At 71.6% G+C, this 19956-nt stretch carries 15 protein-coding genes; 7 read left to right on the plus strand and 8 right to left on the minus strand.

Annotated elements, in window-relative coordinates; translation table 11 throughout:
* Window positions 1-74: 74 nt before the first annotated feature.
* The gene (locus tag DN051_RS31700) at window positions 75-1160 is read right to left on the minus strand and encodes an S-(hydroxymethyl)mycothiol dehydrogenase (RefSeq protein WP_053759921.1); all 1086 of its coding nucleotides are present in this window, start codon (window positions 1158-1160) and stop codon (window positions 75-77) included.
* 255 nt (window positions 1161-1415) lie between these two features.
* Complete coding sequence (locus DN051_RS31705) at window positions 1416-2192, minus strand: IclR family transcriptional regulator (protein WP_246041137.1); 777 nt, start codon at window positions 2190-2192, stop codon at window positions 1416-1418.
* A 438-nt stretch (window positions 2193-2630) separates the two neighbouring features.
* Here DN051_RS31705 and DN051_RS31710 point away from each other — a divergent pair, with 438 nt between their 5' ends.
* Both DN051_RS31710 and DN051_RS31715 read left to right on the plus strand, forming a co-directional pair.
* Window positions 2631-3032, plus strand: coding sequence for a bifunctional 3-phenylpropionate/cinnamic acid dioxygenase ferredoxin subunit (locus DN051_RS31710; RefSeq protein WP_112440105.1), 402 nt, complete (start codon window positions 2631-2633; stop codon window positions 3030-3032).
* Window positions 3029-4207 carry an NAD(P)/FAD-dependent oxidoreductase gene (locus DN051_RS31715; protein WP_199314719.1) on the plus strand — a complete coding sequence of 393 codons (1179 nt, stop codon included), beginning with the start codon at window positions 3029-3031 and terminating at the stop codon, window positions 4205-4207. Before DN051_RS31710 ends, DN051_RS31715 begins: the two co-directional genes overlap by 4 nt.
* Before the next feature lie 175 nt (window positions 4208-4382).
* Here DN051_RS31715 and DN051_RS31720 read toward each other — a convergent pair whose 3' ends face one another.
* Window positions 4383-5081: a hypothetical protein gene (locus DN051_RS31720; RefSeq protein WP_112442539.1), complete on the minus strand. Its 699-nt coding sequence runs from the start codon at window positions 5079-5081 to the stop codon at window positions 4383-4385.
* A gap of 416 nt (window positions 5082-5497) precedes the next feature.
* Here DN051_RS31720 and DN051_RS31730 point away from each other — a divergent pair, with 416 nt between their 5' ends.
* The 5 genes from DN051_RS31730 to DN051_RS31750 are packed head-to-tail and all read left to right on the plus strand — an operon-like array spanning window position 5498 to window position 13546.
* Entirely contained in the window at window positions 5498-8464 is a 2967-nt protein-coding gene (locus DN051_RS31730) for a sensor histidine kinase (RefSeq protein WP_112440109.1), read from the plus strand.
* On the plus strand, window positions 8461-8898 hold the full coding sequence (locus tag DN051_RS31735; protein WP_112440111.1) for a roadblock/LC7 domain-containing protein: 438 nt from the start codon (window positions 8461-8463) through the stop codon (window positions 8896-8898). Before DN051_RS31730 ends, DN051_RS31735 begins: the two co-directional genes overlap by 4 nt.
* A 9-nt stretch (window positions 8899-8907) precedes the next feature.
* Window positions 8908-9303 (plus strand): DUF742 domain-containing protein, encoded by a 396-nt coding sequence (locus DN051_RS31740; RefSeq protein ID WP_053759927.1) that lies wholly within the window; start codon window positions 8908-8910, stop codon window positions 9301-9303.
* A 24-nt stretch (window positions 9304-9327) separates the two neighbouring features.
* Window positions 9328-12960, plus strand: a complete 3633-nt coding sequence (locus DN051_RS31745; protein ID WP_112440113.1) for a hydantoinase B/oxoprolinase family protein — start codon at window positions 9328-9330, stop codon at window positions 12958-12960.
* Window positions 12941-13546 carry a GTP-binding protein gene (locus tag DN051_RS31750; protein WP_053759929.1) on the plus strand — a complete coding sequence of 202 codons (606 nt, stop codon included), beginning with the start codon at window positions 12941-12943 and terminating at the stop codon, window positions 13544-13546. The genes DN051_RS31745 and DN051_RS31750 overlap by 20 nt, the downstream gene beginning before the upstream one ends.
* Window positions 13547-13654: 108 nt before the next feature.
* Here the strand turns inward: DN051_RS31750 and glpK are convergent, their stop codons facing one another.
* From glpK to DN051_RS31780, 5 genes are all read right to left on the minus strand, one after another.
* Window positions 13655-15175 carry a glycerol kinase GlpK gene (glpK, locus tag DN051_RS31755; protein ID WP_053759930.1) on the minus strand — a complete coding sequence of 507 codons (1521 nt, stop codon included), beginning with the start codon at window positions 15173-15175 and terminating at the stop codon, window positions 13655-13657.
* A gap of 20 nt (window positions 15176-15195) precedes the next feature.
* Window positions 15196-15945, minus strand: coding sequence for an MIP/aquaporin family protein (locus DN051_RS31760; protein ID WP_053759931.1), 750 nt, complete (start codon window positions 15943-15945; stop codon window positions 15196-15198).
* Window positions 15946-16347: 402 nt separating this feature from the next.
* On the minus strand, window positions 16348-18000 hold the full coding sequence (locus DN051_RS31765; protein ID WP_112440115.1) for a GGDEF domain-containing protein: 1653 nt from the start codon (window positions 17998-18000) through the stop codon (window positions 16348-16350).
* A 341-nt stretch (window positions 18001-18341) separates the two neighbouring features.
* Entirely contained in the window at window positions 18342-19532 is a 1191-nt protein-coding gene (locus tag DN051_RS31775) for a lipid-transfer protein (RefSeq protein WP_112442541.1), read from the minus strand.
* A complete protein-coding gene (locus DN051_RS31780) occupies window positions 19529-19954 on the minus strand; it encodes a Zn-ribbon domain-containing OB-fold protein (protein ID WP_112440119.1) in 426 nt (141 codons plus the stop codon). The genes DN051_RS31775 and DN051_RS31780 overlap by 4 nt, the downstream gene beginning before the upstream one ends.
* Window positions 19955-19956: the final 2 nt, after the last annotated feature.

Below are 19956 nucleotides of genomic sequence, written 5' to 3' on the forward strand. Positions count from 1 at the left end.
TCCGTCTCAGACGGTCGCGCGTTGGTGGGCGCGGGGGTCGCGCGCGGTCACGGCCCGTCGGCCGCCCGGAAGGCTCACAGGACCACGACCGAGCGCAGCACCTCGCCGCGGCGCATCCTGGCGAACGCCTCCTCGACCCGGTCGAGAGCGATCGTCTCTGTCACGAAGGCGTTGAGATCGAGCAGCCCGTAGAGGTACTGGTCGATCAGGAAGGGGAAGTCGCGGCTCGGCAGGCAGTCCCCGTACCAGGACGACTTGATCGCGCCGCCCCGCGAGAACACGTCGATCAGCGGCAGCTCGATCCTCGTCTCCGGGGCGGGGACACCCACCTGGATCAGCAGGCCGGCGTGGTCGCGCATGTAGAAGGCCTGCTCGAAGGTCTCCGGGCGGCCGACCGCGTCGATCGCCACATCGACCCCGAAACCGTCGGTGAGGGCGCGAACGGCCTCGACCGGGTCGGTGCCCCGGGAGTTGACGGTGTGCGTGGCGCCGAATTTCTCGGCCTGGTCCAGCTTCCTGTCGTCGATGTCCACCGCGATCACCTTCATGGCGCCGTTGAGGCAGGCGCCCGCGATCGCCGCGTTGCCCACGCCTCCGCAGCCGATCACGGCGACCGAGTCGCCCCGCCCCACGTTGCCGGTGTTGACCGCGGCGCCGTACCCGGCCATCACGCCGCAGCCGATGAGCCCGGCGGCCTCGGGCCGGGCCGCCGGATCGATCCGCACCGCCTGCCCGGCCGCGACCAGCGTCTTCTCGGCGAAGGCACCGATGCCGAGGGCGTTGCTGAGCGGGGTGCCGTCCGGCAGCGTCATCGGCTGCGTGGCGTTGCGGGAATCGAAGCAGTACCAGGGGCGGCCCCGGCGGCAGGAACGACACGAACCGCACGGCGCCCGCCATGCGAGCACCACGAAGTCGCCGGCCCGGAGGTCGGTGACACCCGCGCCGACCGCCTCGACGGTGCCGGCCGCCTCGTGCCCCAGCAGGAACGGGAAGCCGTCCGTGATCGCGCCCTCCCGGTAGTGCAGATCCGTGTGGCAGACCCCGCAGGCCTGCACCGCGACGAGGACCTCTCCGGGCCCCGGGTCGGGGACCACGATCGTCCGCACCTCGACCGGTGCGCCCCTCTCGACAGCGACTGCGGCACGGACCTCGTGTGGCACGGCAGGCTCCTCTGCTGTTGCGCATGGCACGACGGGTTGCGCGATGGGGAACATATTGAGAATGGCATCAAGCGGCCGTCAAGAGGTGCGGGTTAACCCTTGGCAAAAGGACCGGCGGGGGCGAAACGCGCCGGACACACAGCGGTGCGGGGACCAGGAACTCCCGGTCCCCGCACCGCTGTCGAGCCGTGCCGGCGGCCCCCGGCAACGTCCGCCGCGGCGTCCGTCGGGTGCCGACGTCCGCCGCTGCCCGCGTCAGAAGCCGTAGCCCATACGGCGTGACAGCTCCGAACCGGCCGCCACCGAGCGCTTGGCGAGCTCCGGCACACGGTCGGAGTTCAGCCGGTACACCGGTCCCGAGACGCTGATCGCGGCGATCACCTTGCCGTCGTGCGCGCGGATCGGCGCCGCCACGGCGGCGAGCCCCAGCTCCAACTCCTCCAGGGTGACCGCGTAGCCCTGCTCGACCACAGCCTCCAACTCGGCCCGCAGCACGCTCGCCCCGGTGATCGTGCGCTCGGTGAGCCGGGGCAGCGGACGCGCGAGCAGACCCTCGCGCAGGGTGGGCGGCATATGGGCGAGCAGCACCTTGCCGCTGGACGTGGCGTGCAGGGGAGTGCGTCTGCCGAGCCAGTTCTGCGCGGTCACGGAGGCGGTCCCGCGGGCCTGCATGATGTTGACCGCGGCATCGTCGTCCAGCACCGCGATGTTGACCGTCTCGCCCAGCTCGTCGGCGAGTTCCCGGCACACCGGGACACCCTCCTGCGAGATGTCCAGCCGCACTGCCGCCGCCCCCGCCAGGCGCAGCACGCCGGCCCCCAGGTAGTACTTTCCGCGGTCCTTCGCCTGCGCCACCAGACCGCGGTTCTCCAGCACGCCGAGCAGCCGGAACGCGGTGGACTTGTGCACGTCCAGCTCATCGGCGATCTCGGTGACGCCCGCCTCACCGTGCCGGGCGAGGATCTCCAGCACGCTCACCGCGCGATCCACCGACTGCACCGCTCCGGCCGCGCCTCTGCCGCCCTGCTTCATGGGGTTCCCGGCGCTCTCCTCGCCGCGGTCGGAATGCCTCTGCGTGCGGGCCATAGCTCAACTCTCACCACCTGGCGGCCCTGTTTGGGCCGCATCTGCGGGAAACCCTTGACGCGACGGTCGCCCCGCCCGGATTCTGTTGCGCATGGCGCGCTTCTGTGCGCCATACGAAACATCATGTTACTCAAGCGGCCGTCACCCGGAAGGGGCCGGACCGCCGGACCGACCCCGGCCCGCGCCCTCGCTTTCCCTGCACTTCGCGTACTTCACGTACCTCGCACACCCGTGTACTCCGCGTACTTCTGGAGCGTTTCGACCGGCTCGTACGCCTCGAACGCCCTGCACTCCGCGACTGCCGGACCAACGACGCTCCGCACTCCCTGATCCGCCTGGCCGCACAGATCCCGGACCGAGTGTCCCGGACCGAGAGGGGGGCCCATGATTCCCGTCTGCCGCCTCGAAGACCTCCCCGAGGGCGAGTCCGTCCGCGTCGAGACGACCCCGCCCGTCGCCGTGTTCCACACGGAGGAGGGTGAGCTGTACGCCGTCGACGACACCTGCACCCACCAGGACGCCTCCCTCTCGCAGGGGTGGCTCGAGGGCCGTCAGGTCGAATGCCCGCTGCACGCCGCCTCATTCGACCTGCGTACCGGGCAGCCCACCTGCCTGCCCGCCCGTCGCCCGGTCCGCACGCACCGCGTCACCGTCGAGGACGGCGTCGTCCACGTCCACCTCACGGTGGCGGAGGGCACGGCCGCATGGGCACGGAGCACCCCGGTGGTTCCGTCCGCCCCGCAGGCCCACAGCCCTTCCGCGGCCGAGGGGACCCGCACCGCATGAGGACCGTGACTGTCGTCGGCGCCTCGCTCTCCGGTCTGTACGCGGCCCGCGAACTGCGTTCCCAGGGCTTCGACGGACGCTTGGTCGTCATCGGTGACGAGCTCCACCGCCCCTACGACCGCCCGCCGTTGTCGAAGGGCTTCCTCACCGGACGGACCGACGAGGCCGGACTGGAACTCGCCGACCCCGAGGAGACCGCGGAACTCGACGCCGAGTGGCTTCTCGGCACCCGGGCCCGGGGCCTCGATCCCCGCGGCCGGACCGTGGTGCTGGACGACGGCCGGACCCTCTCGACCGACGCAGTCGTCATCGCCACCGGCGCCTCCGCCCGCCGCCTCCCCGGTCGACATCCGGCCGGCGTCCACACCCTGCGCACCCTCGACGACGCCCTCGCGCTGCGCCACGAACTCACCCGGGGCCCCCGCCGGGTCGTCGTGATCGGCGCCGGCTTCATCGGCGCCGAAACGGCGTCCTCCTGCGCCGCACTCGGTCACGAGGTCACCGTGGTCGAGGCCGCTCCGCTCCCCCTCGTGCCGCAACTCGGCCCCGACATGGCCGCCGTGTGCGCCCGGCTGCACCAGCGGGCCGGAGTACGGCTCATCACCGGGACGGGTGTGGCCGGCCTGCGCGGCACGGACACCGTCTCGGGAGTCGTGCCGGCGCACGGCGCGCTCCTCCCCGCCGACATCGTCGTCGCCGGTGTCGGAGTCACCCCCAACACCGACTGGCTGGCCGGCTCGACGCTCGCCCTGAACGACGGCGTTCTGTGCGACGACGGCTGTACGACGTCACTGCCGCACGTGGTCGCCGTCGGAGACGTCGCCCGGATCGGCGGGCTGCGCGCCGAGCACTGGACGGCGGCAACGGAGCAGCCCCGGGTGGCCGTGGCCAACCTTCTCGCCGGACGTACCGTCGAGACGGTGCGGTCGGTGCCCTACTTCTGGTCCGATCAGTACGGCGCGCGCATCCAGTTCGCCGGACGCCGCGAGGACGGTGACACCGTGCGCATCACCGAGGGCGACGCCGTCGATCCGGCCGGGGGCGGCTTCCTGGCTCTGTACGAGCGGGCGGGACGTACGACCGCCGTGCTGGCGGTGGACCGTCCCCGGTCCTTCATGCGCGTACGACGCGAACTCGTGCGCGCGAAAGAGCGGGTGGAGTCGGCCACACGGTGAGCAGTGCCGCCGGAAGAGGCGACCCGGTACGGCTGTACGGTCGGGGCTGGGCGCGCCGAGCAGTCGCGCGGCCCGCCCAGCCGTACCCATCACCACGGTCAGGGTGCCGGTACCGCGACCACCGCCCCGCTCCGGCCCGGTAGCTCCCCTGTGCGGGAACGGGACACTCGGCGTCTCAGGGATGCGACAACTGTCCGGCACCACCACGTCGGCGTATTCGCTCCTGAGTGCGCTCGGCGGAACGTGCCTGGCGCCGGGCACGCCGCCGCTCGCGGCGCAGCGCGCGTGCGGTGCTGCTGGGCATCGACACCACCCCGTTGCGCTGGTTCCACACCTGGCGCGTCACCCATACGTCGAGGACGCTCCAGGTGGCCACCACCGTGCTCGCGATGCTGCTGAGCACCATCGGGAACGCCAGCCAGGATCCGGCCAGCGTGCACAGGAACGCCACCATCGCCTGTACCAGCGTCACCGCGATGATGATCACGGCCCGCACGGCCGCCGTCCGCACCGGATCGGGCAGCCGACGGCGCTTCGCGGGCTCCTCCACCCACAACGGTCGGTAGTACGGGCGATCCTGATAGCCGTCCGGCTCGTCGTGCCCGATGATCCGGCCGGCCTCGGCCGCTGATGTGACGGCACCTGCCGGAGCGGCCTGATCGTGACCCGGGACAGGCGGGGCCGGCGCCTCCCGTGTCACCGCGGCCGTCGCTTCCCGAACCGTCTGCTCCGGCACTTTCGCGGTCGATCGCGGACTCTTCGCCCGTGGTCCGTCCGCTGCAATGTCGCGATCCGGCGCCCCGGTGTCCCGCTGCTCCACCGCTTGCGCGGCGGCGCCGTCACCGGACGCCTCATGCCGCTCCGCCGTCCCCATCACCGTGTCACTCCCCACCGCCAGCAGCCCGATCGCTCCGGTCCGAAGACCCGACTCCCCAAGGGCTGCCCGGCTTGCGCTGATTTACGCCGCGCGGGTGCGGGATGCGGCTCCTGTGTCCGATTCCGCCACCCATTTCCTGTAGAGAAGGACGAACGGGGCGCCTCGAAGATTCCCGCGGATCGAAAAATTCCAGCCAAAGGCCCGGCCATGCCCATGTGATCCGGACTCGCGGCCGTCGCAGCGATCGGGGAGGCAATCTCCCGCAATGGCCGGACAACTCCCCATGCCGGACCTCCCGTACGGAAGCTCGGCTTCCGGAAGGCCCTTCGAGTTAACTGTGTGTCGGTAGTAGGCTCGCGCCGTTTGTTGACGCACATGCACCCCCTTCCGCTGGGGGCGAGCTGGGGGAGGCCATGCGCTTTCGCGGGAAGTCCATCCGCAGGAAGATCGTGGCGTTGCTGCTCGTGCCGCTGGTGTCCCTGACCGCGATCTGGGCCTTTGCCACGGTGCTTACGGGACGCGAAGCCGACCGGCTGTTCACCGTCTCGTCCGTCGTCGAGGACATCGGCTACCCCACCGAGGACATCGTCCGGGTCATCCAGCAGGAACGCCGCCAGAGTCTGGTCCATCTGGCCGATCCGCGCGCCTCCGACGGGCTCGCGGCGCTCAGGCGCAGCCGCACCGCCACAGATGAAGCCGTGGGCGAGGTCCGCCGGAACGCGCAGGACCCGGAGGTGCGTGACGCCCTCGGTGAGAACACCGACGAACGTCTCACCGCCGTACTCGATGCCTTCGAGGGCATCGAATCCCTGCGTCGCAGCGTCGAGGACGGCACGGTCGACCGCGCGCAGGCCCTCGATCTGTACAACCGCCTGGTCGACCCCTGCTTCGTCCTCCTGACCGACCTCCATCTCGTCGACAACGTCGAAATGGACACGCAGTACCGCGCGCTGGTCAACATCGCCCGTGCCCGCGAGCTGCTCTCCCGCGAGGACGCCCTCCTCGGTTCCGCCCTGATCGTGGGCGAGCTCTCCCGCGCCGAGGTCCGCGACATCTCCGATCTCATCGCCCAGCGCACCCTTATGTACGAGACGAACCTGCCGCTGCTGCCGAGCTCGGAGCGGGACCGGTACGAGCGTTTCTGGAAGAACGCCGCCAGCGCTCCCCTGCGCGTCGCGGAGCAGTCCGCGGTCTCGGCCGCCTCCGGGGACACCGGCGCAGTCAGCGCGCAGAGTTGGGACACCGCGGCAGGCAATGTCCTCGACGAACTCGCCACGCTCGACGACGAGGCCGCGGACCGCTATCAGGAGCGCGTCCGGCCGATCGCGATCGGGGTCATCGTCAAGGTCGTCGTCGCGGGGGTGCTCGGCTTGATCGCCCTGCTCGCCTCGCTCTTCGTGTCCGTGCGTGTCGGCCGCGGCCTCATCCGCGACCTGCGGCAACTGCGGCTGGAGGCCCACGAGGCGTCCGGTGTGCGGCTGCCCAGCGTGATGCGCCGGCTCTCGGCGGGCGAACACGTCGACGTCGAGACCGAGGTCCCGCGCCTGGAGTACGACAAGAACGAGATCGGCGAGGTCGGCCAGGCCCTCAACACCCTCCAGCGCGCCGCCGTCGAGGCCGCCGTGAAGCAGGCCCAGCTCCGCGCGGGCGTCTCCGAGGTCTTCGTGAACCTCGCCCGTCGCAGCCAGGTCCTGCTGCACAAGCAGCTCACGCTCCTGGACACCATGGAGCGCAGGACCGAGGACACCGAGGAACTCGCGGACCTGTTCCGCCTCGACCACCTCACCACACGCATGCGGCGCCACGCCGAGGGCCTGGTGATCCTCTCCGGCGCCGCGCCCTCCCGGCAGTGGCGCAAACCCATCCAGCTCATGGATGTCGTACGCGCCGCCGTCGCCGAGGTCGAGGACTACGAGCGCATCGAGGTCCGTCGGCTGCCGCGCACCGCCGTGACCGGACCGGCCGTCGCGGACCTGACGCATCTCGTGGCCGAGCTGCTGGAGAACGCCACGGTGTTCTCGCCCCCGCACACCGCCGTGCACGTGCTCGGCGAGCGGGTGGCCAACGGCTTCACCCTGGAGATCCACGACCGCGGTCTCGGCATGGCGGCCGAGGCGCTGCTGGACGCCAATCTCCGGCTCGCCGAGACACCGGAGTTCGAGCTGTCCGACACCGACCGGCTCGGACTGTTCGTCGTCAGCCGGCTCGCGCAGCGCCAGAACGTGCGGGTCTCGCTGCAGCCGTCCCCGTACGGCGGCACGACCGCGGTGGTGTTCATCCCCGACTCGCTGCTGACGGACGAGGTACCGGACACCAACGGCGTCGGCTTCCGTCTCGACCGCCCCCGGCCCTCCAAGGAGGCCGAACTCGAGGAGAGCCGCAGGACGGCCCTCTCCCAGGTCCCGGTGCAGCTGCCCGGCCTGCCCGCCGGGCTCCTGGACGGGCCGGTCGAGCTGGAAGCGCCTGTCGACGTGGACGCCGTCGAGGACTTCCCCGGCGCGCTCGACAGCGAGGAGACCGAGCGCGGCGGACTCTTCCTTCCCCGCCGCTCCCGTACCCGGGCGGACGAGGACGAGCCGAGCGGCACCGACGACGAACAGGCCTCCGGTTCGCACGGCGCAGCCGGCCGGACCAATGCTGACGATCACGTGAACGCCCCGGTGCCGCTGCCCCGCCGCCGGACGCCCAAGCTGGTCAGCTCGCACGGGCGGCCGGTCACCGACCAGCGGTCCCGCCGCCAGGCGGCGGACGAGGACGCGACGGACGTCCCGGTGGCAGGCCTGCCCGAGCCCGAGCGCACGGCTCCGCTGCCCTCCCGCCGCCGCCAGACCTCGCCCCTCGGCCGGTCCACCGGGCCCGGCAGCCGCGGCGACGACTCCGGCTCGTCAGGGGACGGAGGCGGTGAGCGGCCGGAGCTTCCGGGCCGTACCACCGGCACACGATCGGGGCCGCCGGTACAGGACCTCGGCGGGCGCTCCGCGCGGCCGGGGCGCACCCTCGACGGTCTGCCCGCTCCCGCCCTCCCGCGCAGGAGCCGGGGACCGTCCGCGATCGGCCCCCGCGCCACGGACGACCCCGCTCCGAGCGCCACCGGTGACGAGTCCGCTCCGAGCGTCACCAGGGAAGAGCCCTCCGGCACCGCGTCCGGTCGGCTCCCGCGCCGCGTCCGGCAGGCGAGCCTGGCCCCGCAACTCAGGCAGGACCCCGGCCGTCGCGACGAGGACCGGACACAACCCGTGGAACGGGACGCCGACGAGGTACGCAGCAGAATGGCCTCTCTCCAGCGCGGCTGGCAGCGTGGCCGCGAGGAGAACGCCGCCGGCGGCGACGCCGACCGCGGCACAGCACCGCAAGGGACGACAAAGGGGGACGGTCGATGACCGCACCGAAGGCCACCGGCCACACCGCGACCGGCAAGTCCGGCGAGCTCAACTGGCTCCTCGACGACCTGGTCGACCGCGTGGCGAACATTCGCAAGGCTGTCGTGCTCTCCGGCGACGGCCTCGCCACGGGCGTCTCCAAGGACCTGAGCAGGGAGGACGGCGAGCACCTCGCCGCCGTCGCCTCCGGCTTCCACAGCCTCGCCAAGGGCGTGGGCCGGCACTTCGAGGCGGGTAACGTGCGCCAGACCGTGGTCGAGCTGGACGACGCCTTCCTCTTCGTCACGGCGGCCGGTGACGGCAGCTGCCTGGCCGTTCTCTCCGACGCGGACTCGGACGTCGGGCAGGTCGCGTACGAGATGACGCTGCTCGTGAAGCGGGTCGGCGCACACATGGCCGCCGCTCCGCGCACCGATCTGCCCGCCGGCGGGTAGTGGAATGACATGAGCGCAGACGGTCAGGCCAGAAGCCACTGGTTCGACGACGAAGCAGGACCGGTCGTCCGCCCCTATGCCATGACGCGCGGCCGCACCAGTCATGCGGCCCAGCACCGCCTCGATCTCATCGCGGTGGTCGTCACGGAACCCCGGGCGGACGACACGGACACGGACTCGGCGCTGTCCCCGGAGCAGGCGGACATCGTGGAGCTGTGCCGCGACGTCCCGCAGTCGGTCGCCGAACTCGCGGCCGAACTCGACCTGCCGATCGGCGTCGTACGGGTCCTCATCGGCGATCTCGCGGACGCCGAACTGGTGCATGTGACACGCCCCGTACCCCCCGCCGAGCTGCCCGACGAGAGTATTCTGCGCGACGTGATCAACGGCCTCCGGGCGCTGTGAGCAGCGCGGAAGCGAGGTGGAGACGTGACAGGCTGGCAGTTCTGGGTCGACCGGGGCGGCACCTTCACCGACATCGTCGCGAGGCGCCCGGACGGTCGCCTGCTGATGCACAAACTGCTGTCCGACAATCCGGCCCGGTACGCCGACGCAGCGGTGGCGGGCGTGCGCGAGCTGCTGGCCGGCTCCGAGGATCCCGTCGACGTGGTGCGCATGGGCACGACCGTCGCCACCAACGCCCTCCTGGAACGCAAGGGTGAACGCACCCTGCTCGTCACCACGCGGGGCTTTCGCGACGCGCTGCGCATCGCCTACCAGAACCGCCCCCACATCTTCGCCCGCCGGATCGACCTGCCCGAACTGCTTCACGAACGCGTCATCGAGGTCGACGAGCGCCTCGCAGCCGACGGCGCCGTCGTGACCCCGCCGGACCTGGACTCCCTCGCCGTGCCGCTCCGGCAGGCCTTCGACGACGGAATCCGCGCGGTCGCCGTGGTCTGTATGCACAGCCACCTCCACCCCGCCCACGAACAGGCCGTCGGCGACCTCGCCGCCACCGTCGGCTTCCCGCAGATCTCGCTGTCCAGCGAGGTCAGCCCGTTGATGAAGCTCGTCCCGCGCGGCGACACCGCAGTCGTCGACGCCTATCTGTCGCCCGTGCTGCGGCGCTACGTCCAGCACGTCGCCGACGAGCTCGAAGGCGTACGCCTGATGTTCATGCAGTCCAACGGAGGGCTCGCCGAGGCCGGCCAGTTCCGCGGCAAGGACGCGATCCTCTCGGGTCCCGCGGGAGGCATCGTCGGCATGGCCCGGATGTCGCAGCTCGCCGGCTTCGACCGGGTCATCGGCTTCGACATGGGCGGCACCTCCACCGACGTCTCGCACTTCGCGGGCGAGTACGAACGCGTCTTCACCACCCGGATCGCCGGCGTGCGGCTGCGCGCCCCCATGCTGGACATCCACACCGTCGCGGCAGGCGGCGGCTCGATCCTGCACTTCGACGGCTCCCGCTACCGCGTAGGGCCGGACTCGGCCGGCGCGGACCCCGGCCCCGCCTCCTACCGCGGCGGCGGACCGCTCACCGTCACCGACGCCAACGTCATGCTCGGCCGCATCCAGCCCGACGACTTCCCCCAGGTGTTCGGCCCCGACGGCGACCAGCCGCTCGACGCGGCCCTCGTCCTGGACCGCTTCAGCGCGCTGGCACAGGAGATCCACGAGAGGACCGGAGACGACCGCACGCCGGAACAGGTCGCCGAGGGCTTCCTCCAGATCGCCGTCGCCAACATCGCCAACGCGGTCAAACGGATCTCCGTCCAGAAGGGCCACGACGTCACCCGCTACGCGCTGACCACCTTCGGCGGCGCGGGCGGCCAGCACGCCTGCCGGGTGGCCGACTCCCTCGGCATCCGCACCGTCCTCGTGCCGCCCATGGCCGGCGTCCTGTCGGCGCTCGGCATCGGCCTCGCCGACACCACGGCCATGCGCGAGCAGTCCGTCGAGGTACCCCTGGACCCCGCGACGTCGCCCGACGTCCTCAAGACGGCCGGCGATCTGGAGGCGGCGGCCCGCGCCGCGCTCCTCGCCGAGGACGTCCCCGAGAACCGCATCGAGGTCACACGGCGCGCGCAGCTCCGCTACGACGGGACCGACACCACCCTCTCCGTCGAGCTGACCGATCCCGCGACGATGCGGCAGGACTTCGAAGAACGTCATCGCGCCACGTACTCCTTCACCCTCGACCGCCCGATCGTCGTCGAAGCCCTCTCCGTGGAAGCCACCGGCATCACCGAACCCCCCGATCTCTCCGCCCTCGCCCCCTACGAGGGCCGGACCGCCCCCGCTCGGACCGTCCGCCTGCACACCGGTGGTGCCTGGCGGGACGTGCCCCTGCGCCGCCGCGAGGACCTGCCCCCGGGCGACACCGTCACCGGTCCCGCGATCATCACCGAGTCCGGCGCGACGACCGTCGTCGACGACGGCTGGCGGGCCGCGGCGACCGACGACGGGCATCTGGTCATGGAACGCGCGGCGGTCACGGAGAGTTCCGAACTCGACACGGAAGTCGATCCGGTTCTCCTCGAGATCTTCAACAACCTGTTCATGTCCATCGCCGAGCAGATGGGGGCGCGACTGGAGTCCACGGCGCAGTCGGTCAACATCAAGGAGCGTCTCGACTTCTCCTGCGCCCTGTTCGACCCGGACGGAAACCTGGTGGCCAACGCCCCTCACATCCCCGTCCACCTGGGTTCGATGGGCACCAGCGTGAAGGAGGTCATCCAGCGCCGTGGCAGCGGCATGCGGCCGGGCGACACCTACGCGGTGAACGACCCGTACCACGGCGGCACCCACCTCCCCGACGTCACCGTGATCACGCCGGTCTTCGACACCGCGGAACGGAGTGACACGGAGAGTGACCGGATCCTCTTCTACGTCGCCTCGCGCGGCCATCACGCCGAGATCGGCGGCATCGCGCCGGGCTCGATGCCCGCCGACAGCCGCACCATCGAGGAGGAAGGCGTCCTCTTCGACAACTGGCTGCTCGCCGAGGACGGCCGGCTGCGCGAGGAGGAGACCCTGCGTCTGCTCGCCGAGGCGCCCCACCCCTCCCGCAACCCGAAGACGAACCTCGCCGACCTCCGCGCCCAGATCGCCGCCAACCAGAAGGGCGTCGACGAAGTCGCCCGCATGATCCGGGACTTCGGCCTCGACGTGGTCCAGGCCTACATGCGGCACGTCCAGGACAACGCCGAGGAAGCCGTGCGCCGGGTCGTCGACGCTCTGGAGGACGGCGAGTACGCCTATGAGACCGACGCGGGCGCCGTCATCCGCGTACGCGTGCGCGTGGACCGCGAGAACCGGTCCGCCACGGTCGACTTCACCGGGACCTCGCCCCAACTGGCCACCAACTTCAACGCGCCCTACTCCGTCGTCAACGCCGCCGTCCTGTACGTCTTCCGCACCCTGGTGGCCGACGACATCCCCCTCAACGACGGCTGCCTGCGCCCGATCGAGATCGTGGTGCCGCCCGGCTCCATGCTCGCGCCCCGGCCGCCCGCCGCGGTCGTCGCCGGCAACGTGGAGACTTCCCAGGCCATCACCGGCGCCCTGTACGCCGCTCTCGGCGTCCAGGCCGAGGGCTCCGGCACCATGAACAACGTCACCTTCGGCGACGAGCGCCACCAGTACTACGAGACCGTCGCCTCCGGCTCGGGCGCCGGAGACGGCTTCCCCGGCGCGAGTGCCGTCCAGACCCACATGACCAACTCGCGGCTGACCGACCCGGAGGTCCTGGAATGGCGCCTGCCGGTCCGGTTGGAGGAGTTCTCACTCCGGCGCGGCAGCGGGGGCGCGGGACGGTGGCCCGGTGGTGACGGTGCGGTACGCCGCATCCGGTTCCACGAGCCGATGACCGTCTCCACGCTCTCCCAGCACCGCAGGGTCCCCCCGTACGGCATGGCCGGCGGGGAGCCCGGCGCGCTCGGCGCCAACCGTGTCGAGCGCGCGGACGGCACGGTGACCGCACTCGGCGGAAGCGACACGACGGACGTCGGCCCAGGCGACGTACTCGTCGTGGAAACCCCAGGCGGCGGAGGATACGGGCCGCCGCCCCCGACCCATCAAGCAGGAGAAGAGATCGATGATCCTCGGGCGTTCTGAGCGCGGCAGGTCCCCGGTCGAGCCCGTCACGCTGAAGATCCTGGTGGCCGGCGGCTTCGGCGTGGGCAAGACCACCCTCGTCGGCGCGGTCAGCGAGATCAGGCCGCTGCGCACCGAGGAACTGCTCACCGAGGCGGGGCGCCCGGTCGACGACACCAGCGGCGTGGAGGGGAAGCACACCACCACGGTGGCCATGGACTTCGGCCGCATCACGCTGCGCGAGGACCTGGTGCTGTACCTGTTCGGGACGCCCGGCCAGGAGCGGTTCTGGTTCATGTGGGACGAGCTGTCCGAGGGGGCTCTCGGTGCTGTCGTACTCGCCGACACCCGCCGCCTGGAGGACTGCTTCGCCGCCATCGACTACTTCGAGCGGCGTTCCATCCCCTTCCTCGTGGGCGTCAACTGCTTCGAGGGATCGGCCCGTTATCCGGCCGACGAGGTACGCCAGGCCCTCGACCTCGACGACGACGTGCCGGTGCTGCTGACCGACGCCCGTGACCGGGAGTCGGTCAAGGACGTCCTCATCGGTGTCGTCGAGCACGCGATGCGGCATGCGGCCGACCGCCGCCAGGCCGTGTCGACCTGAACGGCGCGCCCGCTCTCGGGCGGGTGCCCACGGCCCGTACCCCCGCCGACAGGGGTACGGGCCGCAGCCCGGGGGCGTCGCACGCGCGTGTGCGGCCCGACGGCGCGCCTAGAGGTCGCCGTCCTCCATCCAGCCGAAGCTCTTCTCCACCGCCTTGCGCCAGTTGTGGTACTCGCGGTCCCGCACGGACGCCTCCATGGCGGGTGTCCACTCGGCGTCCCGCTGCCAGTGCGCCTTGAGCTCGTCGAGGTCGTTCCACACTCCGGTGGCGAGTCCGGCCGCGTACGCGGCCCCCAGGCAGGTCGTCTCGGACACCCGGGGCCGGATCACCGGCACACCGAGCACGTCCGCCTGATGCTGCATCAGCAGGTTGTTCCTGGTCATGCCGCCGTCCACCTTGAGGGTGGTGATGTGCACCCCGGAATCCTGGAACATGGCGTCCACGACCTCACGTGTCTGCCAGCTCGTCGCCTCCAGCACCGCGCGCGCGAGATGCGCCTTCGTGACGTACCGGGTGAGACCGGTGATCACACCACGCGCGTCGGAGCGCCAGTAGGGGGCGAACAGACCCGAGAAGGCGGGCACGATGTACGCGCCGCCGTTGTCCTCGACACCGGCCGCGAGGGTCTCGATCTCGTCGGCGTTGCGGATGATGCCGAGCTGGTCGCGGAACCACTGCACCAGGGCGCCCGTGATGGCGATCGAGCCCTCCAGACAGTAGACCGGAGCCTCACCGCCGATCTTGTAGCCCATGGTGGTCAGCAGGCCGCTCTTCGACGGCACCGGACGGTTGCCGGTGTTGAGCAGCAGGAAACTGCCCGTGCCGTACGTGTTCTTCGCCGACCCCACGTCGTAGCAGGCCTGTCCGAACACGGCCGCCTGCTGGTCGCCGAGCGCCGACGCGACGGGCACGCCCGAGAGCTGGCCCACCGCGGTCCCGTACACCTCGGCCGACGACCTGATCTCGGGCAGCACGGACTCGGGCACGTTCATGGCGGCGAGGATGGCCGGATCCCACTGGAGGGTCTCCAGGTTCATCAGCATGGTGCGCCCGGCGTTGGTCACGTCGGTGACGTGCCGACCGCCGTCGACGCCGCCGGTGAGGTTCCAGATGAGCCAGGAGTCGATGGTTCCGAAGGCGATCTCGCCCCGCTCGGCGCGCGCCCTGAGGCCCGGCACGTTGTCGAGCAGCCAGGCCGCCTTGGGCCCGGAGAAGTAGCTGGCCAGGGGCAGTCCGGTCTGCTCGCGGAAACGGTCCTGCCCGTCGCGGCCGCCCAACTCGTTGCAGAGGGCGGCGGTGCGGGTGTCCTGCCACACGATGGCGTTGTGCACCGGCTTGCCCGTGGCGCGGTCCCACAGGACCGTCGTCTCACGCTGGTTGGTGATGCCCAGCGCGCTCAGCTGGTCGGCGCGCAGTCCGGCCTTGGCGATCGCGCCGGCCACCACGGCCTGCACCTTGGACCAGATCTCCGTGGCGTCGTGCTCCACCCACCCGGGCTTGGGGAAGATCTGGCGGTGCTCGCGCTGGTCGACCGCGACGATCGCGCCGTTGCGGTCGAAGATGATGCAGCGGCTCGATGTGGTGCCCTGGTCGATCGCGGCGACGTACTTCTCGGCGTTGTCCGTCATGGCTACCCCTTGGGCTGGGATCAGAAGGCTGCGTTGTAGATGAGGCCCGCGAGCGTTCCTCCGACGAGCGGGCCGACGACCGGAACCCAGGCGTAGGCCCAGTCCGAGGTGCCCTTGTTCGGGATCGGCAGGAAGGCGTGCACGATGCGCGGGCCGAGGTCGCGCGCGGGGTTGATCGCGTAGCCGGTCGGCCCGCCGAGCGAGAGGCCGATACCGACGACCAGGAGCGAGACGATCAGCACGGTCGTTCCGGACTGCCCGAGCCCTTCGGTCAGGCCGAAGGCGAGAATCGGCAGCACCAGCGCGATCGTTGCGATGATCTCGGTGACCAGGTTCGCGACGGGATTCCGGATCTCCGGGATGGTGGAGAAGATCCCGAGGGTCGGAGTCGGCTCGTCCGCCGGGCCGCCGGTCGTGTCGGACCCGCGGACGTTGGCCTGGAACTGGGCGAAGTACACCAGGTAGGCGAGGGCGGCGCCGAGCATGGCGCCGATCATCTGGCCCAGCAGGTACAGCCAGACCTTGCCCCACTCACCGGTGTCGACGGCGATGCCGAGGGTCACGGCGGGGTTGAGGTGCCCGCCCGACAGGGGCGCGGCGGTGTACGCGCCGGCCAGTACGCCGAAACCCCAGCCGAAGGCGATCACTGTCCAGCCCGAGGCCCGCGCCTTGGAGTGTCTGAGGGTCACGGCGGCGCAGACACCGGCCCCGAAGAGGATGAGGATGGCGGTTCCGATGATCTCGCCGACGAGAATGTCTCCGTTGCTCATGGCGGCTCCTAGGCGCTGGCCCGGAGTGATCGACCCCGGACCTCCGTGCAGGGTGCGTGTCCCGTGCTCCCGTGCCGACGTCCGTCGAAGGCTGGGAGTTTCCCGCGCCCCGCCCGGCGTCCGTGACGAGCGTGCCGTGGCAGCCGAACCGCCGCCTGGGGGAGTGGGCCCCGACTCAGAGGCCCCTGCGGCGCATTGCCGTGATACGTCGTGATTGTACGGCGATGTCGACTGACACGGGGAAGTGTTCACCGACGCCCGGGGGGCGTCAAGGTCGTGTGCAGCAACGGTTCGAAGCCCGGTGTACGCGCGCGGTTCGTTGCCTCGCCGGCCCACCGTCCGCGGGCGGGCCGACCGGCTCGAGCGTCGGGCGGCGGTCGCGTGCGGCCCCGCGCCGGCCGTTCACCTCCGCGTCGGATCCCCCATCGCGCATCCCGCCTGACGAGCCGTCGCCCGCGCGCCGCGACGGACCTCGTGGCCGGGCGAACCGACGTGTCCCAGCACCCAACTCGCGCCGTACAGCGACTTGGCGGCCTTCTTCAGCGGCGCCAGACAGGCCGCCGCCTGCCGGTGATCGGTCACGCTGCCCGGTGGGCACAGCACGGTGGCCAGGGACAGCGTGACCGCACGTCCGCCTGCCGACCAGGGCGCGTCCAGCACGGACGCGGCGAGCGGATCCAGCCCTTCCGGGTCGGCTAGTACCAGGAAGTCGTCCCCGCCGATGTGCCCCACGCGCGTACTGCCGGACGCCGCGAGTTGCAGAGCCCGCCCGACCGACCGGATCAGCTCGTCGCCGGCCGCGAACCCCGCGCTGTCGTTCACCTGCTTGAAGTGATCGACATCCAGCCAACTCAGCGCGAAGGCATGCCCGGTCGCGATCCGCCGGTCCACCTCGCCGGTGATCGCGTCCGAGCCGGGCAGCCGCGTGAGCGGATTGAGTCCGGCCGCCTCCTCGACCCGGGTCTCGGCCAGCGCCCGTACGAGGTCCGCCAGGCGTACGGCGCCCACGCACCGGCCGTAGGCGTCGACGACGGCCACGTCGTCCGAGATCCTCGCCCGGCCGCCGTCCGCCACCACGTCCAGCACCTCCCACGCGGTGGCGTCGATACCCACCGTCCGCGGCGGGTCGCCGAGCTTCGCGGCCGGCCGGTCCGCGTACAGGGCGTGCCCGTAGCGGCCCGACATCGACAACAGGAAGCGGGAGCGGTGCACGGACCGCACCGGCACGCCGTCCCGGTCCACCAGCAGTACGCCGGACACCTCCGGCGAGCCGGTCAGCAGCGCCCGCACCCGCCCCGCGGAGGCGTCGGCGGGCAGCAGCGCGGCCGGCCGCACGAACTCCCGTACCAGTGGCCCCGTCGGCGTCGGCGTCCCGACGGCGGGGGAGCGGGGCGGAACGTATACGTCCACTGCCGGCAGTCTGGCCGGCGGCGCGAACAGATGGCCCTGGGCCAGTTGCGCCCCGGCCGACAGCGCCGCCGCGCACTGGAATTCGGTCTCCACCCCCTCCACGGACAGCAGCGCGCCGAGCTCGTCGCACAGGGTGCGCATCGCCTTCACCGCGGCCGGCCGGGACAGCAGCGACGAGTCGAGTTTCACCACGTCAGGGGAGAGGTCGGTGAGCAGACACAGCGGTGCGTCGCCCTCCCCGACTCCGTCGGCGCTGATCCGGAAGCCCTGCTCCCGCAAGGCGGCGGCCGCCTCCAGCAGAGCCGTGCGCGGCACATGCGTGAACGGCGGGCAGATGTCGACGGTGATCTCCCAGGGCATCCGTCCGGCCGCACGCACGGCGTCGTGCAGCGGGGCCAGGCCGCCGAGGTCGGCCAGGGTGCCGGCGAACACGTTCACGTGCAGCGGCAGCAGCGTCTCCTGGCGCACCGCCGCACGGACCGCCGATACGGCGAGCCGGCCGTCGAGTTCGGGATTCCGCCGGGCCTCGGCCAGAATGTCGCCGGTCTCCGGGCGGGCGAGGATCTCCAGGGCCGCTATCCCACCGGTGGACAGATTGACCACCGGCTGGAAGGCGAAGCGGAGCGTGTCCGACCAGGAGCGCACGTGAGCATCATGGCGCCGCCGCGAAGCGCCCAGGCCCAGTTCATGAGACGTTCACGCAGCCTTCCGGAGTGATCACGCAGAGTACGGTCCAGGAGTCCCCGTGCGGCATCGTCGGGCCGCTGCGATCGCACGCGCACGTCGGCCTCGCACACTGTGCCGCCTGCCGCTTGCCGCCTGCCGCCTGCCGCCTGCCGCCTGCCGCCTGCCGCCTGCCGCCTGCCGCCGCCGAGACGTCGTGTGCTGCCGTCACACGCGTACCGCCCCGGTTCCGCACCGTTCACGCGGCGGGTCCTTCATACGGTGGGCCGTCCACGCGACGGGTCGCTCATACGGTGGGTTGCTCACCGCACCGCGATCACTGCGGACCCGTGTCCGAAAAGCCCTTGGTTGGCGGTGATTCCCACGCTCGCCCCGGACACCTGCCGGTCCCCGGCCTCCCCCCGCAACTGCCAGGTGATCTCGCAGACCTGGGCGATCGCCTGCGCCGGGACCGCCTCCCCGAAGGACGCCAGCCCGCCGCTCACGTTCACCGGTATGTGTCCGCCGAGTGCCGTCGCGCCGTCCCGCAGCAACTTCGCGCCCTCGCCGGTCCCGCACAGCGCCAGGTCCTCGTACCACTGGAGTTCCAGTGCCGTGGACAGGTCGTACACCTCGGCGACGGACAGGTCCTCCGGGCCGATGCCCGCCTCCTCGTACGCGGCGCGCGCGATGGACACCCGGAAGGTCTCCGTAGTGCTCGCCCCGGCCGGTGCGGCGTCGGTCGCGATGTCCGGTAGGTCCAGCACGGTGTTCGGATAACGCGGTGTCACGGTGGACACCGCCCGGATCCGCACCGGCCGGTCGACCCCGTGCCGCCGGGCGAACTCCATGCTGGACAGCACCAGCGCCGCCCCGCCGTCCGACGTGGCGCAGATGTCGAGCAGCCGCAGCGGATCGGCGACCACCGGAGCGGCGGCGACCTCCCGCGCGCTGACCCGCTTGCGGTAACGGGCGTTCGGATTCAGCGCGCCCATCGCCGCGTTCTTCACCTTGACCTGCGCGAAGTCCTCCAGCGTGTCCCCGTGGACGGCCATCCTCCGCCGGGCGTACAGCCCGAAGTACGTCGGATTGGTCGCTCCGAGCACCCGGAACCTCAGCCAGTCGGGGTCGTCGGGCCGGCCACCGCCGGCCGGCCGGAAGAAACCCTTCGGCGCGGCGTCGGCGCCCACCACGAGCACCACGTCCGCGAGCCCGGCGAGGATCTGGGCCCGAGCGCTCTGCACGGCCTGCGCCCCCGAGGCGCACGCCGCGTAGACGCTCGTGACCCGCGCCCCCTGCCAGCCCAGGGCCTTGGCGAACGTCGCGCCCGCCACATAGCCGGGGTAGCCGCCGCGGACCGTGTCCGCGCCGACGATCGAGCCGACCTGCCGCCAGTCCACACCGGCGTCCGCCAGTGCCGATCGGGCCGCCGCCACGCCGTACTCGACGAAGCTCCGCCCCCACTTGCCCCACGGGTGCATGCCGGCGCCGAGCACCGCGACGTCCGCTGTCACCTCGTCACCTCCGCGGGCCGCCAGTGCCACGTCGTCCAGATCGTCTCCGCGTCCTCGCACAGCACTCCGGGCACCACCTCGACCTCCGTGCCCACCGCCAGGTCGGTGGCGTTCACCCCCGGAACCGCCTGCCCCAGCACCACGATCCGCTCGTACTCCAGCTCCACAGCGATCAACGCGTACGACTCCCACGGGAGTTCCGGATCGCTCACATACGGTGACGGTGGCCGGTACCGGCTGTCCGTGTACGACCAGACGCGTCCCCGGCGCGAGAGGGGGACCTCCAGCAGCTCGCCGCCGGAGCAGCCGGGATTCCGGCAGTGTGCGTCCTCGCGTGGAAAGAACACCGCGGCACAGGCCGAGCAGCGCGTGCCCAGGAGCCGGAAGTCGTCCCCGTGGCCGGTGAACCATCCGGCCACCACGG

Source organism: Streptomyces cadmiisoli (genome assembly GCF_003261055.1).
GTDB lineage: Bacteria > Actinomycetota > Actinomycetes > Streptomycetales > Streptomycetaceae > Streptomyces > Streptomyces cadmiisoli.

Bases quoted from the DNA above. Each gene is read 5' to 3' on its own strand.
- DN051_RS31705 (WP_246041137.1), bottom strand. From the start codon at position 2,192: ATGAAGCAGGGCGGCAGAGGCGCGGCCGGAGCGGTGCAGTCGGTGGAT.
- DN051_RS31710 (WP_112440105.1), top strand. From the start codon at position 2,631: ATGATTCCCGTCTGCCGCCTCGAAGACCTCCCCGAGGGCGAGTCCGTC.
- DN051_RS31715 (WP_199314719.1), top strand. From the start codon at position 3,029: ATGAGGACCGTGACTGTCGTCGGCGCCTCGCTCTCCGGTCTGTACGCG.
- DN051_RS31720 (WP_112442539.1), bottom strand. From the start codon at position 5,081: ATGGGGACGGCGGAGCGGCATGAGGCGTCCGGTGACGGCGCCGCCGCG.
- DN051_RS31730 (WP_112440109.1), top strand. From the start codon at position 5,498: ATGCGCTTTCGCGGGAAGTCCATCCGCAGGAAGATCGTGGCGTTGCTG.
- DN051_RS31735 (WP_112440111.1), top strand. From the start codon at position 8,461: ATGACCGCACCGAAGGCCACCGGCCACACCGCGACCGGCAAGTCCGGC.
- DN051_RS31740 (WP_053759927.1), top strand. From the start codon at position 8,908: ATGAGCGCAGACGGTCAGGCCAGAAGCCACTGGTTCGACGACGAAGCA.
- DN051_RS31750 (WP_053759929.1), top strand. From the start codon at position 12,941: ATGATCCTCGGGCGTTCTGAGCGCGGCAGGTCCCCGGTCGAGCCCGTC.
- glpK (WP_053759930.1), bottom strand. From the start codon at position 15,175: ATGACGGACAACGCCGAGAAGTACGTCGCCGCGATCGACCAGGGCACC.
- DN051_RS31760 (WP_053759931.1), bottom strand. From the start codon at position 15,945: ATGAGCAACGGAGACATTCTCGTCGGCGAGATCATCGGAACCGCCATC.